This window comes from Telluria sp. RB2R28 (assembly GCF_059685835.1).
This window is the reverse complement of record NZ_JCASIK010000008.1, coordinates 1-17,873: the sequence shown is the minus strand read 5'-3', so window position 1 is coordinate 17,873 and position 17,873 is coordinate 1. Positions and strand designations below refer to the sequence as shown.

At 54.6% G+C, this 17,873-nt stretch carries 19 protein-coding genes and 2 pseudogenes; 19 read left to right on the top strand and 2 right to left on the bottom strand.

The features are described 5' to 3' along the window. The first annotated feature begins 257 nt into the window (after positions 1–257). Complete coding sequence (locus AC56LV_RS22265) at positions 258–881, top strand: hypothetical protein (RefSeq protein WP_499560839.1); 624 nt, start codon at positions 258–260, stop codon at positions 879–881. 242 nt (positions 882–1,123) lie between these two features. Here AC56LV_RS22265 and AC56LV_RS22260 read toward each other — a convergent pair whose 3' ends face one another. Together AC56LV_RS22260 and AC56LV_RS22255 are read right to left on the bottom strand one after the other, a co-directional pair. Further along, positions 1,124–1,351 (bottom strand): hypothetical protein, encoded by a 228-nt coding sequence (locus tag AC56LV_RS22260; protein WP_499560837.1) that lies wholly within the window; start codon positions 1,349–1,351, stop codon positions 1,124–1,126. Between the two features lie 169 nt (positions 1,352–1,520). Further along, positions 1,521–1,694: a hypothetical protein gene (locus AC56LV_RS22255; RefSeq protein WP_258838181.1), complete on the bottom strand. Its 174-nt coding sequence runs from the start codon at positions 1,692–1,694 to the stop codon at positions 1,521–1,523. Between the two features lie 220 nt (positions 1,695–1,914). On the opposite strand from AC56LV_RS22255, the pseudogene AC56LV_RS22250 reads away from it, so the two are divergent. The 18 genes and pseudogenes from AC56LV_RS22250 to AC56LV_RS22165 all read left to right on the top strand — a co-directional run. Next, positions 1,915–2,081: pseudogene (locus tag AC56LV_RS22250) on the top strand (IS6 family transposase); the annotation flags it as partial. 60 nt (positions 2,082–2,141) lie between these two features. Further along, positions 2,142–2,342, top strand: coding sequence for a hypothetical protein (locus AC56LV_RS22245; RefSeq protein WP_499560835.1), 201 nt, complete (start codon positions 2,142–2,144; stop codon positions 2,340–2,342). Positions 2,343–2,603: 261 nt separating this feature from the next. After that, positions 2,604–2,858 carry a type II toxin-antitoxin system Phd/YefM family antitoxin gene (locus tag AC56LV_RS22240; protein ID WP_499560833.1) on the top strand — a complete coding sequence of 85 codons (255 nt, stop codon included), beginning with the start codon at positions 2,604–2,606 and terminating at the stop codon, positions 2,856–2,858. After that, a complete protein-coding gene (locus AC56LV_RS22235; RefSeq protein ID WP_499560832.1) occupies positions 2,855–3,283 on the top strand; it encodes a type II toxin-antitoxin system VapC family toxin in 429 nt (142 codons plus the stop codon). The genes AC56LV_RS22240 and AC56LV_RS22235 overlap by 4 nt, the downstream gene beginning before the upstream one ends. 233 nt (positions 3,284–3,516) lie before the next feature. After that, positions 3,517–3,926, top strand: a pseudogene (locus tag AC56LV_RS22230) (transposase); the annotation flags it as partial. A gap of 1,665 nt (positions 3,927–5,591) precedes the next feature. Beyond that, positions 5,592–6,029 (top strand): hypothetical protein, encoded by a 438-nt coding sequence (locus AC56LV_RS22225; RefSeq protein ID WP_499560830.1) that lies wholly within the window; start codon positions 5,592–5,594, stop codon positions 6,027–6,029. Positions 6,030–6,352: 323 nt separating this feature from the next. Beyond that, a complete protein-coding gene (locus AC56LV_RS22220) occupies positions 6,353–6,862 on the top strand; it encodes a hypothetical protein (protein WP_343829150.1) in 510 nt (169 codons plus the stop codon). Further along, on the top strand, positions 6,774–8,192 hold the full coding sequence (locus AC56LV_RS22215) for a TolC family protein (RefSeq protein WP_343829148.1): 1,419 nt from the start codon (positions 6,774–6,776) through the stop codon (positions 8,190–8,192). The genes AC56LV_RS22220 and AC56LV_RS22215 overlap by 89 nt, the downstream gene beginning before the upstream one ends. Positions 8,193–8,205: 13 nt before the next feature. Then, positions 8,206–9,597 (top strand): multicopper oxidase family protein, encoded by a 1,392-nt coding sequence (locus AC56LV_RS22210; RefSeq protein WP_343828450.1) that lies wholly within the window; start codon positions 8,206–8,208, stop codon positions 9,595–9,597. A 96-nt stretch (positions 9,598–9,693) separates the two neighbouring features. Continuing rightward, on the top strand, positions 9,694–10,044 hold the full coding sequence (locus tag AC56LV_RS22205) for a copper-binding protein (RefSeq protein WP_307732431.1): 351 nt from the start codon (positions 9,694–9,696) through the stop codon (positions 10,042–10,044). Positions 10,045–10,140: 96 nt separating this feature from the next. After that, positions 10,141–10,761, top strand: coding sequence for a DUF305 domain-containing protein (locus tag AC56LV_RS22200; RefSeq protein WP_499560828.1), 621 nt, complete (start codon positions 10,141–10,143; stop codon positions 10,759–10,761). Positions 10,762–10,852: 91 nt separating this feature from the next. Continuing rightward, positions 10,853–11,281, top strand: coding sequence for a YybH family protein (locus AC56LV_RS22195; protein ID WP_258836737.1), 429 nt, complete (start codon positions 10,853–10,855; stop codon positions 11,279–11,281). 23 nt (positions 11,282–11,304) lie between these two features. Continuing rightward, a complete protein-coding gene (copC, locus tag AC56LV_RS22190) occupies positions 11,305–11,673 on the top strand; it encodes a copper homeostasis periplasmic binding protein CopC (protein WP_499560826.1) in 369 nt (122 codons plus the stop codon). Then, a complete protein-coding gene (locus AC56LV_RS22185) occupies positions 11,674–12,573 on the top strand; it encodes a CopD family protein (RefSeq protein WP_499560824.1) in 900 nt (299 codons plus the stop codon). Positions 12,574–12,759: 186 nt separating this feature from the next. After that, positions 12,760–15,180, top strand: a complete 2,421-nt coding sequence (locus AC56LV_RS22180) for a heavy metal translocating P-type ATPase (RefSeq protein WP_499560822.1) — start codon at positions 12,760–12,762, stop codon at positions 15,178–15,180. 7 nt (positions 15,181–15,187) lie between these two features. Further along, complete coding sequence (locus AC56LV_RS22175; protein ID WP_258836733.1) at positions 15,188–16,582, top strand: hypothetical protein; 1,395 nt, start codon at positions 15,188–15,190, stop codon at positions 16,580–16,582. Between the two features lie 861 nt (positions 16,583–17,443). Beyond that, positions 17,444–17,599: a hypothetical protein gene (locus tag AC56LV_RS22170; protein ID WP_499560820.1), complete on the top strand. Its 156-nt coding sequence runs from the start codon at positions 17,444–17,446 to the stop codon at positions 17,597–17,599. A 123-nt stretch (positions 17,600–17,722) separates the two neighbouring features. Then, positions 17,723–17,873 (top strand): helix-turn-helix domain-containing protein (locus AC56LV_RS22165; protein WP_499561097.1); only part of this gene is annotated, 151 nt, incomplete at its 3' end.

Here is a 17,873-nt window from a genome sequence, read left to right as displayed (position 1 = left end):
GTAAACTCCTTCGAAGGTGAATTATCCACCTATCGAAGTGTCCGGGGACATTAGACCACTACAAACGTCGCCGCTCGTGATTAGCTCGGAGCGCAGACTGGCGTCCGGACTCCTTCACTTCCCGACCTTAGAGATTTCAAAATGAAGTTCAGTGAATTCCAAACGCTACGCTCTGATGTCAACGGTCGCACAGAAGTGAATGCCTCGATGCTTCGTAACGATTCTGTACTGCGGCAGTCGCACCGCTTGCACGGGAAGTGGCAATTGATCGCCACGAACCTCCCTCTTTAGAGCAGGCGTTTGCCGAGGTAAGCGCTGACTCGTGGGAAACCTGGGGCGAAACAATGGCGCACCCAGACCGTGTAGAGAAAGTGTCCATGGTGCTTATGGAGACAATGACACGGACCTTAGCAGATCGAACGCTGCTCTCGTTTTTTATCAGGCCGCCGAAGGTCGCGCAGTTTTCATTGGTAGAAGCGAAGTCGTACAGTGGGTTCGGGCACCAGCTCCCTACCCATATGATCACCTACTACGAGTATTCAGTGGAAATCCGCGTCGCTAAATATGACGAGGTTGCGTGTGCGGTGACAGCGTATGAATGGATGTCTAAGTTGACTCTGGCAGGCGCTAGCCAGCATGACGCTGCTGCATGCGGGATGGTATATGTCTTCGATCGGGTCAAGGAAACACCGACAGGAGACAAAGACGACCTGATATTTGCCCCCGATTCGATGGCAGATGATGATGTTTTACAGGTCCAATCTTTTCTTGACGAGCACGAGGATTCATCTCAAGTCATCGACCAAAGTGATTTGGCTTTTGTATGGCGGTGGGAGCGCCGCGAAGTACGGCAAAAGAGTTGGGCGCAACGTGTCTGGTAGAAGTAGTAGATGACCTTAAGCGTCGATTTAGAAGGGTGAAGACAGTGATACTGGACGCACGTCCTGCCCAGTTCGCGGATTGGGGATCTTACGCGATGCAGTAGCTTCTTTCAAGACCCGGGCCAAGCACCCGTCCAAAAAACTTTATATAACCACAGCCCCCAATCCAGAAGCAATTGGGGGCCGCAATTGGAAAATTACTTTATCTTGCGCTGTCCACTAGGCAGTCAACAGCGCATTTCCTAGTAAGGTTTCGCTCGTTCTTTCTCGAACTCTTTAACTGCAAGAGTAAAAGGCTCGAAAAACAGGTTTGTGTCGTAGCGTGCAACTTTTTTCAAGTGGGTCAGCAAAGTGGTGTGCACAGGATCAAAACGAGGGCTAGGGCCGATCGTTGATTTCCAAGTGAAGAATCCTCTAAAAAGCGCGATCGCCAGCCGCCCGATGCGTTTCAATCGAGAAATAAGGGACATTTTTACCTCCAATCCATATAAAGTATTAAGCCATGGGACCGATCGAGGTCATGGATCCTAGTGCAGCTTCGAATTTCGCTCTTGCGAATAATTATGGACCAGGAATGCAGGGCATTGCCTGATTTTCACGAGAGCATTAATTCTAGGCGTATCAAACAGCAAGCATAGATCACTCATTGTAATTGACGCTAGAAGGGTTCCAGCTCGCGTTCTCGTAATCGCTGTTGCCATCTTCTTCTTCTTCGATGACAGCCGAATTGTCGCCAAAGATAATGAGCAGGGTAGCGCCTGCGACGAAGATTTGAGCCAAGGATAAATCCATAATTGCAGTTATAAATTCCATTATTATTCTTCCGAGTTTGTTGAAAATAGGCCTGCCGACATTTAGCCGACTTATCTATAATAAAGCGTGAATTTCATCTCGCAAGTCAACATTCGCTTAGTCGATGAAGGTTGTTAGCTATGACAGCAAAAGGGGATCGAGCGGCGCTGGGGTTCCGTCGCATTAGCGGACACGGCGGCCGGTCGGGCAAACTGTACTGCCCCAATCTACAACGACCCACATGCTCAAGTTCAAAGATATGCGCTTTCCGATAGACGTGATTCTGGTCTTCATCCGCTGGGACGCCGCTTATCCGCTGAGTTACCGGCACCTTAAGGAGATGATGGAAGAACGTGCGTGTCGGTTGACCATTCGACGATTAACAGATCCGCAATCCGCTTCTTGCCAGGGCTGCCAGCTTGCGACGGATGGTGGCACCGATGAGATCGCGCAGATCCAGGCCAGCACGTGCGCAAGCGCCACATCGCGAAACGCTGGGGGATCAGTGATGCCGGCGTCGCGCATGAATTCCTCGAAATCATTCTGGTAGGCTTGGCGCGTCTGTCAGTTGTCGATGTTGGCGAACAAGGTCAACGCCGGTGGCATGTTGGCCAGCTGATGGAAGGCTGCACTCGTCAACGCGCGTGGCACCGGCGCGGCCTGGACTAGCTAATCGGCAACTTGCAAATCGTCACGCTAATTTTGTTGATGTCGACAGGCGGCCGGGCTCCTGCATGCCAGTAGGCTGGCCGTGCTACCCGCATGAGGGATATGAAGCGGTAGCTCGACAGCTTTCAGCACAAATGAGATAGGCAAGGAGAACACTACGCGGGGGTTCTGTGACCACACTGGGGATTTGTCCATTCCGCTTGTACTCACTTGCGACATGTAGTAACATAACTACATAAAGCAAGCACAAGAGAGGTTGCCATGACCATTACCACCATATCCAGCCGCGAGTTCAATCAAGGAGCGAGCGAGGCTAAACGGGCCGCAACCAATGGACCGGTGTTCATCACAGATCGGGGCCGGCCTGCCCATGTACTGATGAGCTTTGAGGACTATCAGCGACTTACAAAGCAGCGGCGCAACATTGCTGATGCGCTGGCTATGCCGGGTATCGCTGACATCGATTTTGAGCCTCCGCGTGTGACCATCGGAACACGGGCGCCTGATTTCTCATGATGTTTGTTCTCGATACAAACGTGGTTTCCGAACTCCGCAAAGTGCGGCTTGGCAAGGCCAATATGAACGTAACGGCATGGGCAGAGAGCGTTGACGCCGCTGACCTGTTTGTGTCCGCTATCACCATTATGGAACTGGAGTTCGGCGTTCTGTCGATTGAGAGAAAGGATGCCACCCAAGGGGCCATGTTGCGTTCTTGGCTCGAACAGCAGGTATTGCCCGAATTCGCTAGACGTACGCTGCCTGTTGATACCGCCGTGGCGCAACGCTGCGCCCGGCTGCATGTACCCGACAAGCGTAGCGAGCGCGATGCGCTCATCGCTGCAACCGCCCTTGTGCATGGAATGACGGTGGTTACCCGCAACACCGCTGATTTTGTGCCAACGGGGGTATCCCTCATTGATCCGTGGCAGGTATCGCAGTGATCGAAAAACGTTCGGCGGTTAAACCGAAACTTTAGGGATTACGGAAAACCGTGGACGGACAATAACTCGGACACGAACAATAATGTTTGACACAAGAGACCGAGGCAGACGAGTTACCAGAAACTTCCGCTTTCGGTCCAGGCTGTGTAAAGACGTAGCGTCGTGTAAACGGACGTGGCTCGGTACGCGTTGAGCCAGTATCTCATCAAGACGGATGCTCAACGAAGCGCTTTATCGAAGGCGAAGACCGTGACCAAGGCACGCTGTTGCCCGAACTCTTGGACGACTACGTGACCGAGGATAATCCGGTGCGGGTAGTTGATGTATTCGTGGATGAGCTTGACCTTGCCTTCCTGGGCTTCACGCGGGTGCAACCAGCAAAGACGGGCCGGCCGGCTTACCATCCAGCCGTGCTCCTTAAGCTCTACATCTATGGCTACCTCAACCGCATCCAGTCGAGCCGTCGGCTCGAGCGCGAAGCGCAGCGCAATGTCGAGCTGATGTGGTTGACGCAACGCTTGGCGCCCGACTTTAAGACGATCGCGAACTTCCCCAAAGATAATGGAAAAGCGATCCGCAATGTGTGTCGCAGTTTGTCGCGCTGTGCCAGCAGCTGGATCTGTTCTCTGATACGGTCGTGGCAAACGTCATGTCGCAGAAGGGTATTAAAGCGAACACGCTGGAATAGGCCCGCGAAGTCGGCGTGGGCCGAGTAGACGCCGTTCAAGGTATTAACATGCAATCTGGTTATGGTGCTTGCCACGCCATTCCCAGCGCCGACTATCTTGACGAGCTAGACCCGATGCTTTCCTGCTTCGCGTGCATCCATGCGAATTGGGTACTGCTGCAGCTGGACTTGAGTCGTGCTTTAGCGAAATTCTAACTTTTAGCATATTGCCTTGCCCTTGTCGCCTGTCACAACGGCTGTCTTCTATCAACGTCCGGTTTGGGTCGATTCCTGCCTGTCGCGATGGTCACTGGATTTTCAACCCGGCAACTTGCTGTTCTGGTCCGACCGGCTGTAGTCGCCCAAAGCGGACTTCTGACGAGTCTCGCATTCTGAGTCAGCGACACGGACAATCCCGCATTTTTTGAGGACAGATTGGTCAGGCAAGGAAGGTAACGTAGATGAATGGGTTTTCGAATGAACTGCGTACGGCTAGAAGAATGGTGCGCATAAGTATCTTGGCGGCGATAGCATTGGTTGGACTTGGAATCGATGAGCTAACTTCGGAGCAGACCGGCTCATTTGGTCGGGGAATAAGCGGTCTGCTTCGCGAGCTTCTGTACACCTACTTTGGCGCAGTTGGCCTATGTGCTCTATGGATCGTGCTGGCAGTGATCCCTCTTTCGCTTGCGCGATTAATATGGCGCCACACGCCTCGTGCTCCCAGCGATCGCTGGTACATGAACTAATAAAACAAGAGCGAAAAAGTCAACATCGCAACAGTAGCCATCTGCTTGTAATCTTCAGCATAGCGAGAGCCGCTTCGGGTGGGTTCCTGCCCGACGTGACAGTCCGCGACTATTCCGCCTCCGTGACCTGATATGCTCAGTTGAACGGCTAAATTCGGCCAAAAGCGGAAGTTCGGCATTGTGGAAATTCACGTATTTCTAAGATGCCGTACCTGCTAGGATGCAATTTTTCAATGTCCAAATGTCTATGAACCTCCTTGTTTGCAGCCGTCCGTTGAAGCAAAAATGCCACGACGCGCGCAGCAAAAATGCCACTACCCATACGCTGACCGCGAGGCCGCAGTCGCTAATTGGACTGACTGAAACCGACCTAGGCTGTGTAAAAACGTAGCGTCGTGTTAGCGGACGTCGCTCGGTAACGTTAAGTCAGTATCTCCATCAAGACGGATGCTAAATGAAGTGCTCACCCGCTGTCGCAAGCCCGGAAATTTCGCTTTAGTGTGGCTCGGTGCACTTGCTCGAGCTGTGACGCGCTCAGGAGGGATGCGTCACAGTTCGAATAGCCAGCTTCGCAGAAGCGATAGTTTTGGCTGAGTTTTGCATCCTGGGCACCCGCGTGTGCGGACACAAGAAGCAGCATTGAAAGCAAAAGGCGGAAGAGGTTCATTAGTCGGGGAGTGGGGAGAAGTTGCAATTAAGTGCAAGCGCAACATGATGTTGCTTAACACTATTACTTTGTTTGCACTTATGACAACTTTGGTTGGCCTGTAGCAGAATGTATGCATTTTTTCGGGGAGTCTACGACTTTTCTTGACCTTCCCCTTGTGGGAACCTGTATCGTTCGATTCAGGTCGTCTTGACGACATAGACGTCCGTGCTACACTCTCAACCAATGAATCGCACCCTGAAAACCTATCTGCTGTGGCTGCTGATTGCCGTGATGCCCTTCCAGGCATTTGCGGCAAATATGCTGCGCGCGTGCAGTTCTGGTCATCAGGGTATGACTATGGTCGCAGCCACCTTGATGGACCACGGTGACGCATCGGCAAGTTCACACGATGCCGTGATGGACCAGCAGTCAGGTGATGAGGAAGATTGCCCAGAAATGGCGTCCTCAGACGACCGAAATAACGATACGTCCAAATCGTTCAAGCACGGGTCATGCAGCGCTTGTGCTGCGTGCTTTGTTTGCGCCGTTGCACCGCCGCAATTGTTGACCTTCAAGCCTTCCTTCAATAGCGCTGAGGTCTATCTGACCTTCGGCTCTACTCTCGTTGCTGGTTTCATCCCAGACAGTCTCGAACGTCCCCCTCGACATCTCGCCGCTTAATCGTTTTCGGTAGCAACGACGCGCGTATTCGCTTGTATTCCGTCGTGTTTTTGTCGCGCACTACTGCTGCGCGTCTACTTTCGATTTTGGGACAACTATGTTCTCTAAAAGTTTTGCTGCCGCCAGTGCGGTAGCCCTGACCTCGTTCGCGTCCATCGCGGGCGAGTCACCAGCTTCTCTCAAAGCCGCCGACCCGGCTGCTCACGTTCCACAAACAACCTATACCTCAGTTTTTTCGACTTACAGGGTCGCTCAGGACACCACTGTCTCGCCCGACAAAGTGTGGAAAGAAGCTAACGCTACGGTTGCGAACGAGGGTATGCATGGCGGCGCTCACGCCGGTCACACGCCGGCAGCCCAAGATGCTAGCGGTCACGCTGGGCACGCGATGCCGACCCAAGGCGCAAATCCAGGCACCCCTTCTGGCCACGGAACACCAGCTGAACCAGCTGGTCAGGCGTCGCATGCAGGGCATCAGATGCCAGCTCAAGCTGTCGCTCGGGCGGCCCGTACTGGCCAACCTTCGCCGACGGCACACACAGGTCATCAAATGGCACCGGCTCCAAAGTCAGACCCGCACGCGGGTCATCAAATGGCGCCGGTGTCAAAGCCCGACCCACACGCAGGACATAAGATGGGCCAGGAAAAAAAACCGGCCACAATTTCTCGCCCGGTCCCTGCAAATGGTGCAGCGAGTGAAGCGGCACACGAACAGCATCAGCAACAAGCAAAAGAGGCGAAGAAATGAGGCCTATCGTTTTCACACCATTACTGAAGACTTCCAGTCTTTTACTGGCCGTATCGGTTCTAGCCGGATGCTCGACGCTGTCTAACGACGGCGCAGCGGGCGACGTCTCAAAGCTGACGCAGCCCCGTACCGGCTTCGGCGTGACGGGCGAAAGGAACGACAGTGACGCGCAGGCTAGCTCTGCCCAAGTCTCCAAGCTCCTGTCGGCACCTCTGACGCCTGACTCTGCGGTGCAGATTGCATTGCTCAACAACCGCGGCCTCCAGGCTTCGCTAGCAGAGCTTGGCGTGTCCGAAGCCGACTTTGTCCAAGCCGGCCGTATACGCAATCCGGGCTTTTCATTTAGCCGGATGCGTGGCGGTGACGAGGTTGAAATTGAACGTAGCGTGATGTTTGACCTGATTGGTCTGCTCACTATTCCACTGCGCAGCACTATTGAAAGTAGCCGGTTTGAACAAGCCAAGCTGACCGCAGCATCCGAAGCAGTCCGCTTGGCTAGCGAAACCCGTCGTTCGTACTTCAGCGCCGTCGCAGCTGCTCAGACAGAGAAATTCTTGAGTCAGGTTGTGACGTCAGCCGAGGCTGGAGCCCAGCTCGCGCAGGAGCAAGCCAAGGTTGGCAACTGGAGCAAACTGGACAGGGCACGTGAGCAGGCTTTCTACGCGGAGGCGACTACGCAGTATGCCCGCGCCCGCCACTCGGCTACGGCAGCGCGTGAGCAACTTGTCAGGTTACTAGGCCTCTGGGGTTCGAACGTCGACTTCAAGATACCCGACCGCCTGCCAGACCTCCCACAAAAGCCGAATGAGCCGGGAGCGCTCGAGGCTCTTGCGATGGAGCAGAGACTCGACATCCAAATTGCCAAGCGGGACGTTGACGCTACCGCTCGGTCGCTGGGTCTTACAAACGCCACAGGCTTCATTAACGTTTTGGACGCTGGATACGCCAACAAGAGCACTACCGGGGCGCCTCGTGAGAACGGCTACGAAATATCGCTGGAACTGCCTATCTTCGACTGGGGTGGGTCTCGACGTGCTCGTGCGAAGGCAACGTACATGCTCGCTGTCAATCGTACCGCCGATACGGCTGTTCGCGTGCGCTCAGAAGTGCGCGAAGCGTACTCGGCCTACCGAACTACGTATGACGTCGCCAAACACTATCGCGACGAGGTGGTCCCGCTAAGGAAGCAGATTTCGGAAGAGGTCCTCCTCCGGTACAACGGGATGCTTGCCAGCGTTTTCGAGCTGCTGGCCGACTCGCGCGACCAAATCACGAGCGTCAACGGCGCTATTGAAGCGCAACGCGATTTTTGGATTGCAGAGACCGAACTACAGACAGCAATAAACGGCAGCGGCGGAGCCGTTTCGAGCGCAACCATTGCAGCGTCGGGCTCTGCGCCAGCAGCTGAACATTAATTGGAGAATTGAGATGGTTTCACGTAGAGATTTGTTCACCGGTGCTGCGGCGCTAATTGGGGCGGGGGTAGTCAGCCGAGTGGGCGCAGCATCCCTCCCAGAAGCAGTAATCATGCAGAGCGCCGCGACCCAGGTTCCACCGCCGCCACCGAACGGCCGCCCTTACAACCCAGTCGTGACTCTTAACGGGTGGTCGCTCCCATGGCGCATGAACAACGGAGTCAAGGAGTTCCACCTGGTTGCTGAGCCGGTTGTGCGTGAATTTGCGCCTGGCATGAAAGCAAACCTTTGGGGGTATAACGGCGCATCACCAGGGCCGACCATCGAAGTGGTTGAAGGTGACCGTGTTCGTATTTTCGTGACTAACCGCCTGCCAGAGCACACCAGCATCCACTGGCATGGTCAACCACTACCGAATGGTATGGATGGTGTTACCGGTTTGACGCAAAAAGGCATCCAGCCCGGCAAGACGATGGTGTATGAGTTCGAGGCTAAGCGGCCCGGTACGTTCATGTATCACCCGCATGCCGACGAAATGGTGCAGATGGCCATGGGGATGATGGGCTTCTGGGTTACCCACCCGAAAAATCCCAACTTCATGAAAGTCGACCGCGATTACGTATTTCTGCTTGGTAGCTACGACATTGAGCCGGGAAGCTTCGTCCCAAAGACCTCGACCATGCTGGACTTCAATCTGTTCACGTTCAACAGTCGCGTCTTCCCAGGTATCGACACGATGGTAGCGCGCCAGGGCGAGCGTGTGCGTATTCGCTTCGGCAACTTGACGATGACCAATCACCCGATTCATCTACACGGGCACGAGTTTGAAGTTACCGGTACCGACGGAGGTTGGACCCGACCGGAATCGCGTTGGCCAGAAGTGACCGTTGATGTTGCCGTCGGCCAGATGCGTGCCATCGAGTTTGTCGCGGACAACCCAGGTGACTGGGCATTCCACTGCCATAAGTCCCACCACACCATGAACGCAATGGGTCACGACGTTCCCAACATGATTGGCGTCTCCCAGCGTGACGCTGCGAAGAAGATTAGTTCAATCATTCCAGACTATATGGCAATGGGCTCTACGGGCGGCTCGATGGGTGAAATGGAGATGCCGCTGCCAGAAAACACTCTTCCGATGATGGGCGGCCAAGGCCCCTTCGGCGGAGTGGAAATGGGAGGCATGTTCACCGTGATGAAGGTTCGTAAAGACCAAAAGCGAGGCGATTACAGCGACCCGGGTTGGTACAAGCACCCAGCCGGTGCCCTGGCCTACGAATGGAGTGGCGCTCCGCTTGAAGCGGTCAGGAGTACGTCGGCCGGTGGGCAGTCTATGCCTGCGCCGAAGCCAGCGCAGAACGTAGAGTTTAACGTCCGCAAACCGTCGGGCCACTCCGGGCACTGACCGTAATTAGGGTTGCTAAGTAAGGTAACCGAATCGGAAGTCGTCACTAGCGGTCAGAAAACGACAGCTAATCTAATTTGAAAGAAAAGATACCAAATGAAAATCGCAAAAATCGTCGCCCACATCGCAGCAGCTACGTTTGCGCTCATCACTGTTAATAGCGCTATGGCCCAATCGCATGACCACGGAAATCATGCAGAGACTGCCGTCGCTGGCCAGGAGACAGCTATGTCCGATGGCGAAATTAAGAAAGTAGACAAAGACACCGGTCGCCTCACTATCAAACATGGCCCGCTTGAAAACTTGGGCATGCCAGGCATGACGATGGTGTTTGGTGTGAAGGATGTGTCAGCTCTCGATGTACTCAAGGCAGGCGACAAAATCAAGTTTGTCGCCGAAAAGCTTGAGGGACGATACGTTGTCACGCAGTTGGCAGTTCAAGACTAAGTTAGAGCAGTAGAAGGCGTCGTCGTCCGAACTCAGCGTCGATGCCGGCAGCAATGAGATGTGATGAGTATGTTTGCAACCAACCAAGGAGTAAATATGAAAATCTCGAAAATCGCACTCGCTTCGTTCGCGTTCGTAGCTGTGTCCGCAAGTGCTATGCCACAGCATCAAAGTGGCTCGCACGGCGCCGCCGGGCACGACATGGCAAACATGCAGTCGATGCACAAGAGTTCACCGAACGCCGCAAAAGCGCCCTATGAACAGCAGTTCCTGGACACCATGACTATGCATCATCAGATGGCAATGCATATGGCCAGCTTGGTTGAAAGTCGCTCAGCCAACCAAGAACTTAAGGATATGGCCAAGAAGATGATGGCCGAGCAGGAAAAAGAGATTGCCCAGCTCAAAGGGTGGAAAGAACAGTGGTATGCCGGGAAGCCAGAAGCGATGAACATGAAAATGCCTGGGATGCCCGAGTCAATGAAAGGCATGAGCGGTGACAAGCTGATGTCAGCCAAGGGTGAGCAGTTTGACCGCATGTTTGTAGACATGATGAGCCAGCACCACAAAGGCGCCATCAAGATGGCGCAGACTGCAGCTCCAAAGCTCCAGCACGCCGAAGTTAAGGAGTTCGCGAACAGACTCGTCGAAATGCAGAAGAAGGAAGTGGCGCACATGGCCGAGATGAAAAAATCCTGGGCAACGCCGACGAAGTAAGTAGTTCGAGAGCAGTTAAGAGCACGACAAGTCTAGTAATCGAAAATCGGCTTGTCGGCTGTCCCCGACCATTACAGACATATAAAAATCTATGCGCCAAACACTTTTTGCCATTGCGCTCTCTGCCGCGTCCTTCCAGGCACTCGCCGCGACTCCGCTCGAAACCGTCTCTGCGTTTCATGAAGCGTTGTCGGCGGGGACGGCCGACGCAGCTACCGTCTTCCTCTCCCCAACTATCCAGATTTTCGAGTCTGGTTATGTTGAGCGCTCACGTGATGAATATGCTGGTCACCATCTCCCCAGTGACATGGCCTTTGCTAAAGCGACGAGCCAGACGGTCATTCGCCAGAACGAGCGAGTGGAAGGAAATATCGCCATCGTCACGCGCGAAACGGAGACAAAAGGCAAGTTCAAAGGAACGAACGTCCACTCGTTTGGAACAGAGACTGCCGTACTAGAAAAGCAGGGCGACAAGTGGCTCATCACGCACGTCCACTGGTCCTCCCGTAAAGCTAAGTAATCAATAACTACTAGAGGTTGAATATGAAATCTATCCAAAAAATCGCAGCAGCCTGCGTTTTTTCAGCAGCTACCATCGCAGCCCCACTCGCGATGGCACACGCGAAGCTTGCAGCTTCGAACCCGACACCAGGAGCCGTTTTGGAAGCGGCGCCGACCGAAATTTCCCTGACCTTCAACGAGAAAGTCGAGCAAGCGTTTAGCACCGTTACGTTGACTTACACCGACGGTAAGGTCGTCGAGACCGAGAAGGCGAAGGTCGATGCCGCCAACCCGACAATGGTGCGCCTACAAACCAAAGGTCTGTCCACAGGCACTTATACCGTTAAATGGGCTGTCGCCGGCCATGACGGTCACCGCCGTACGGGCACGTTTTCGTTCTCGGTGAAATAAGTGGATAGCGTCCTGGGCCTTCAAGTTGGGTCAGTCGTTGCCTTAAACGCTGCGTTCGCGTGGCTTGTCGGCTCCTGGCTGGCCCGCCGTTGGCTGTTGGCCTCAGGTGTCCCTCGCGCAGACGCTGAAGCCCTGCTGCGCGCGGGAGATATTGTCGCGGCTACACTCGGCGTCCTAGCGACAGTCACAATGTTGTGGGCATCCGCCGCCGTAATGGGGGGCGTTAGCTTACAAGAAGCCAAAGATGTAGTCTGGCAGATGTTGACCATGACAAGTATTGGGCGGGCCGGCTATATCTCGTTTTTTGCGATTACCCTGGTATTGGTGATTCGAGCACTTCGTTCGACTGCAGTGTGGCGCGAGTGGACGGTGCTGGTGGCCCTAGGTCTCTTCGCGTTTGTGCGCGCGTCAATGGGGCATGCCGGCGAAAACGGTTACTGGACTCTGCCTTTCGCCGCGGAGGTAATCCACCTGACTGCGATGGGCGCATGGACTGGCTTAGTTGCTGTCTCTGCATGGAAGTCGATGCCTACGGACGCAGGCCAGCCTGACCTGAATCGCCTGGCTCGCTACCTCGATTCGATGTCTGCAGCGGCCATGGTCGCAGTCGGAGCAGTCTTCATAACTGGGCTGTTCAATGCATGGAACAGGGTTGGAACCGTAGACAACTTATTTGGCAACAGCATCTACACAACTGCATTGTTGATAAAGGTCGGGCTGGTAGGCGCTGCGCTCATTCTCGGCGGGTACAACAAGTTTGTCGGACTTGCCCTTGCCCGAGGCTCAGTGCATGGTCTTGAGCGCGTGAAGTTCGTGCTAAAGGTGGAGAGCATTGTCTTACTTGTTGTGCTGTTTGCAGCTGCGGTTTTGACTTCGCAGCAGCCGCCGGCTGCAATGTAGTAGCCGACTGTTCAGAGACCGCACGTTGGTGCGGGCTCTGAACAGCAGGAATGTGCTTGACCTTCCCATTAAGGGAACGTTTAGAGTAAGTCATGACTAGTGAATGGATAGACAAGCAACTGTGCCGCATCTTTTATCGGTAGCGCTGCAGTTTTGATGTGACATTACGACCCTGGGAGGGCGACCATGACTGAGAGCAAGGGTACACACGACCACGCGGCGGGACACGGAAATCATCACCATGCCCACGGTGCGGACTCCGTGCACCATCCAGAGCAACCAGCGAATTCAAAACCGTTCATCGACCCTGTATGCGGGATGAAGGTTGGTCCAAACCCTGAGCGAGAAATTACGTTTGGGGGCGAGGTCTATCACTTCTGCAGCCCAAAGTGCATGGAGAAGTTCAGAGCTGCGCCGGAGAGTTATTTGGCCGCCGCGAAACCGGCAGAAGTTCGTTCAACGGACGCTCCTACAGGGACGATGTACACCTGTCCGATGCACCCCGAGATTCGACAGGCCGTGCCAGGTAACTGCCCAATTTGTGGCATGGCGTTGGAGCCTGAACTTCCTTCCTTGGACGACGAAGAAAACCCCGAACTAGTCGACTTCCGTCGGCGCTTCTGGTGGACCCTACCTCTGACAGCAGTTGTATTTGCGCTGGCAATGTTCGGTCATGTCCTTTTCCAGGCAGGCGTAGCTGGGCAAAACTGGATTGAGTTAGCGCTAAGCACACCGGTCGTTCTCTGGGCCGGCTGGCCATTCTTCGTGCGATGGTTCCAGTCCCTCATGCGCATGAGCCCGAATATGTGGACGCTCATTGGCTCAGGGGTCATGGCTGCGTATGGCTACAGCGTCGTAGCCACGTTAGCCCCGAACGCTTTCCCGGTCACTTTTGCAAGCCACGGTCGTATCGGTGTCTATTTCGAAGCGGCGGCAGTAATCGTTTCCCTGACGCTGCTTGGCCAAATCCTCGAACTGCGTGCGCGCTCGCAAACCTCTGCTGCCATCAAATCGTTGCTGGGTCTGGCGCCCAAGACGGCGCGACGTATTGCCGCAGACGGGAGCGAAGAAGATGTTCCCCTAACCCATGTACACGTCGGAGATTCCCTTAGAGTTCGCCCAGGCGAAAAGGTCCCGGTAGACGGAATGGTGTCGGAAGGGAAAAGCGCGGTCGACGAGTCGATGCTTACAGGCGAGCCCGTGCCGGTAACAAAACGACCTGGCGACCGGCTAATAGGCGCAACGATTAACACAAGCGGAAGCCTCGTGATGACCGCAGAGAAGGTTGGGTCAGAAACAATGCTGTCCCAGATTGTGCAAATGGTCTCGCAGGCTCAACGTTCGCGCGCGCCAATGCAGCGCCTGGCTGACTCCGTGGCGGGGTACTTCGTAGTTGTTGTCGCGGCAATCGCGCTTCTGACCCTTGTGGTCTGGGGACTGTTCGGCCCGGAACCAAGCTGGGTCTTTGGGTTCGTTAACGCGGTGGCAGTGCTTATCATTGCATGCCCCTGTGCGCTCGGCTTAGCCACGCCTATGTCCATCATGGCTGCAACCGGCCGTGCGGCAACGCAGGGTGTGTTATTCCGCGACGCTGCAGCTATCGAAGACCTTCGAAAGGTTAATACCCTTATCGTCGACAAGACGGGCACGCTAACGGAAGGAAAGCCGGCGTTCAACACCGTTGTCGCGGCGCCAGGGTACAACGACGAGTACGTCCTTCAGCTCGCCGCCAGCCTTGACCAAGGCAGCGAACACCCGTTGGCTCACGCTATCGTAGCCGAGGCAAAGACGAGAGGTATTTTGCTATCGAAGCCCGAAACCTTCGAGTCTGCCAGTGGTATTGGGGTGACCGGTATCGTAGACGGAAAACGGGTTGCACTAGGAAATACTGCATTGATGGAGTCTTTGAGTGTCGACTGGCACGCCCTCACGGGGCCTGCTGAGAGTTTGAGAGCTGAGGGTGCCAGCGTAATGTACCTCGCCGAGGGAGGCGCACTAGTAGGCATCTTGGCAGTATCTGACCCTATCAAAGCCACGACAATAGAGGCGCTGACGACCCTCCGTAACGATGGAATTACTGTCGTTATGGCTACCGGGGATGGAACCACGACGGCGCGCTCGGTTGCTTCCAAACTAGGGATAGACGAGTTCTATGGCGAGGTGAAACCGCAGGACAAGCTTGCATTGGTAGACAAATTGCAGAAAGAGGGGCGGGTTGTCGCAATGGCTGGCGACGGTATCAACGATGCGCCGGCGCTCGCCAAAGCAAACGTTGGCGTAGCCATGGGTACCGGAACGGACGTGGCCATCAATAGTGCCCATATCACCCTCGTGAAGGGAGACCTACGCGGCATTGCGGTCGCTCGCTCCATTTCTGTCCAGACGGTGCGAAACATGTGGCAAAACCTCGGATTTGCATTTGTCTACAACGCGCTTGGGATACCCCTGGCGGCCGGGGTGCTGTATCCCTTCACAGGACAGCTCCTGTCTCCCATGGTTGCCGCCCTTGCCATGAGCCTTAGCTCCGTCTCCGTAATTACTAACGCGTTACGCCTTCGCGGGCAGGCGGCGCGGAGTACCCGAGCCATAAGCTCGCACCAAGGATAGGAACCGTATGCGAAATTCCGACATCGTTACTGACAACCCGGCAAGCAACTATGACTCGACCAGGTTGCCAGCAGAACAGCTCAACAGTTCCTGCTTTTGCAGCAGCTTGGACAAGACTGCCTTGAAGTCGGCGCTGTCCGGTGAAGTGCATGACGATATGCTATTTGAACTGATAGAGGAACGATGCCCATACCTGTTCTCTGCACGGCCCGTTTTCATCTCCAGTACGCAGGCGGACAGAATCGAGGAGGTGGTACGTGCACTAGAGTCTGTCATTGAGCTCCCCTCATACCGAGAGCTTGTACTGGCCGATGCGCCCGATATTGCCAAGAGTGGAGCCGGCGGTGCGCGAGGTGTGTTTTTCGGATATGACTTCCACCCGGACGGCGAGAATCTCGGCCTCATCGAAATAAACACAAACGCTGGAGGTGCGATGCTTAACGCTGCTATGGCAAGGGCACATCGAACCTGTTGTCTGGACGATAACCAGCTGGCACAAGCTGTCCTTTCCGGCGCTATGTTCGAGGACGAGATAGTGCAGATGTTCTGGGCAGAATGGGCAGCAGCAGGACAAACTGCGCCTCTGCGGACGATAGCAATAGTCGACACGCAACCTCAGCAACAGTTCCTCTACCCTGAATTCCTCCTGTTTCAGCGGCTGTTCGCCAAGAACGACATCAACGCCATCATCGCAGACCCGAGGGAACTTACTTTTAGAGACGGCGCGCTGTGGTTTGCTAAGCTTAAGATTGACTTGGTCTACAATCGGCTTACCGACTTCATGCTTGAGGCGCCTGAGTCGCGCGCTCTGCACGACGCGTACTGCGAAGACGCGTTTGTACTCACCCCGCATCCTCAAGCTCATGCGCTTTACGCGAACAAGCACAATCTCACCATACTAAGTGACGCCACAGCGCTCAAAGGGTTGGGAGTCCCCCAAGCTACTATCGACATATTGGTTGCCAACGTGCCTTTCACCGAGAGCGTCACGACCAATAACGCGGAACGATTGTGGAACGAGCGAGGCAATCTGTTTTTCAAGCCTGTCGCTGGATACGGAGGCAGAGCGGCCTACCGGGGCGACAAGGTAACGAAGCGGGTTTGGCAAGAAATCTTGTTGGGCGAATACATCGCTCAGCGAGTTGTCGCTCCTGGCGTTCGGGTTTCCGGTACGGCTGACAGTCCTGAAACTTTGAAGTTTGACTTGCGCAGCTACGTATACAACAGCCGAGTCCAGTGGACAGCCGCGCGCGTCTATCAAGGTCAGACCACGAACTTCAGGACTCCAGGCGGCGGATTCGCACCCGTGTACAGTCTGGGGGATGAAGAAGTGACTGCCGAGTTGAAGGCCATCAGTGAGGCAACAAGCAGCAGGAGCTGCTGCGCTAATGACTGCAAATGACTGAGCGTACCCGTCTGTTGAAGCAAAAATGGATTGCCAAATATCTGAGCAAAAAGTGAAGCGCTAGAGACCAGCGTAGCGCTCTGTTAGCTTAATCTGCTAGACGTCAGGTTCTGGTCGACAGCTGCCGGTCGAAACAGTCAGTGACTCTTCAGGCCGGGAACCCTGCCAAGCTGACGCGAACGGCCTAGGTTGGCAAAAATAGCTCGGTCACGGCTCGACGTTGTGTACCAAACTAATTGAACAAGGGATGACACATGCCTAGAGGGGCGCACCTGACAAACGTCGCCAGTAATTTGTGCGGCTCATTCGCTAGCCGGAACAACGATCTGGATGGTTACTGGGCAATCGGCAAGCTACGTTCGCTGGCCGAACGGAATGGTCAGACCACGGTATTACTCGACTTGTTGGCATCATCCACTCAGCCGTCGTCGTCTGAGCTCGCGCCTGTATTGGCTCACTATCGCGGCCTCCTTGCAAAGTTGACAGACCTCTCGCATGTTCCATTTGAGGAGATCACGTCAGCACACATCACACTCGACTTCGCACCTCCACCTTGGCCTAGGATCATCTACTACAAGCCGCAATGGGGTGATCAGTTCACCGTGACCGTGACCATTAACGCAGAAGGTAGAGCTGCGGGTATCGTGAATCACGCTGGCTATTGCCGGTCGCACGATCCCACCCGGGAGAGCCGGGCAATTCGCCCAGCAGGTTGTTAGTGCGAAGACCGCTTTGGGTCGGTACCGGCCTCTCGCAGCCCCGACCCACAGCCTTGATCCTGTATGTTGCAAAGATGAAATACCTATGTCAGTCTTATTGGCTGTTACGCCATTTTCCACTCTTTAGGAAAGCCTAGTTGTGAACAAGATCGTTCAAGAAGCAACGCTGTATTACAAGACACTCCCGCTGTCCGGCCGCGTGCTGGTCCACGCCACAATCATCGTTGTAGTGCTAAATTTGGCAGTCAAAGTTGGCGAAACAGTTGGACGCGCGTTTTATTATTTCACACACTAAAACCTGAAACAGTGAAACGTGCTCAAATGACTTAGCTTCAAGACCGGATGTCGGCTTTGGGTCTTGGATTCAACCGATCGACGCAACACACTAAACTCTGGATAAGCAGAAGGAGTGTTATGGATGAAGCAGAGAGCAAGGATTTACTATACGGAAGCCCAGAAGGCGTTGATGTGGGAGCACTGGAAAAAGGGCGAATCACTCCAGCAAATTGCCCAGTTGTTCGACCGAAATCACTCATCTGTACAGCGAATCCTTGCCGAGTCTGGTGGCA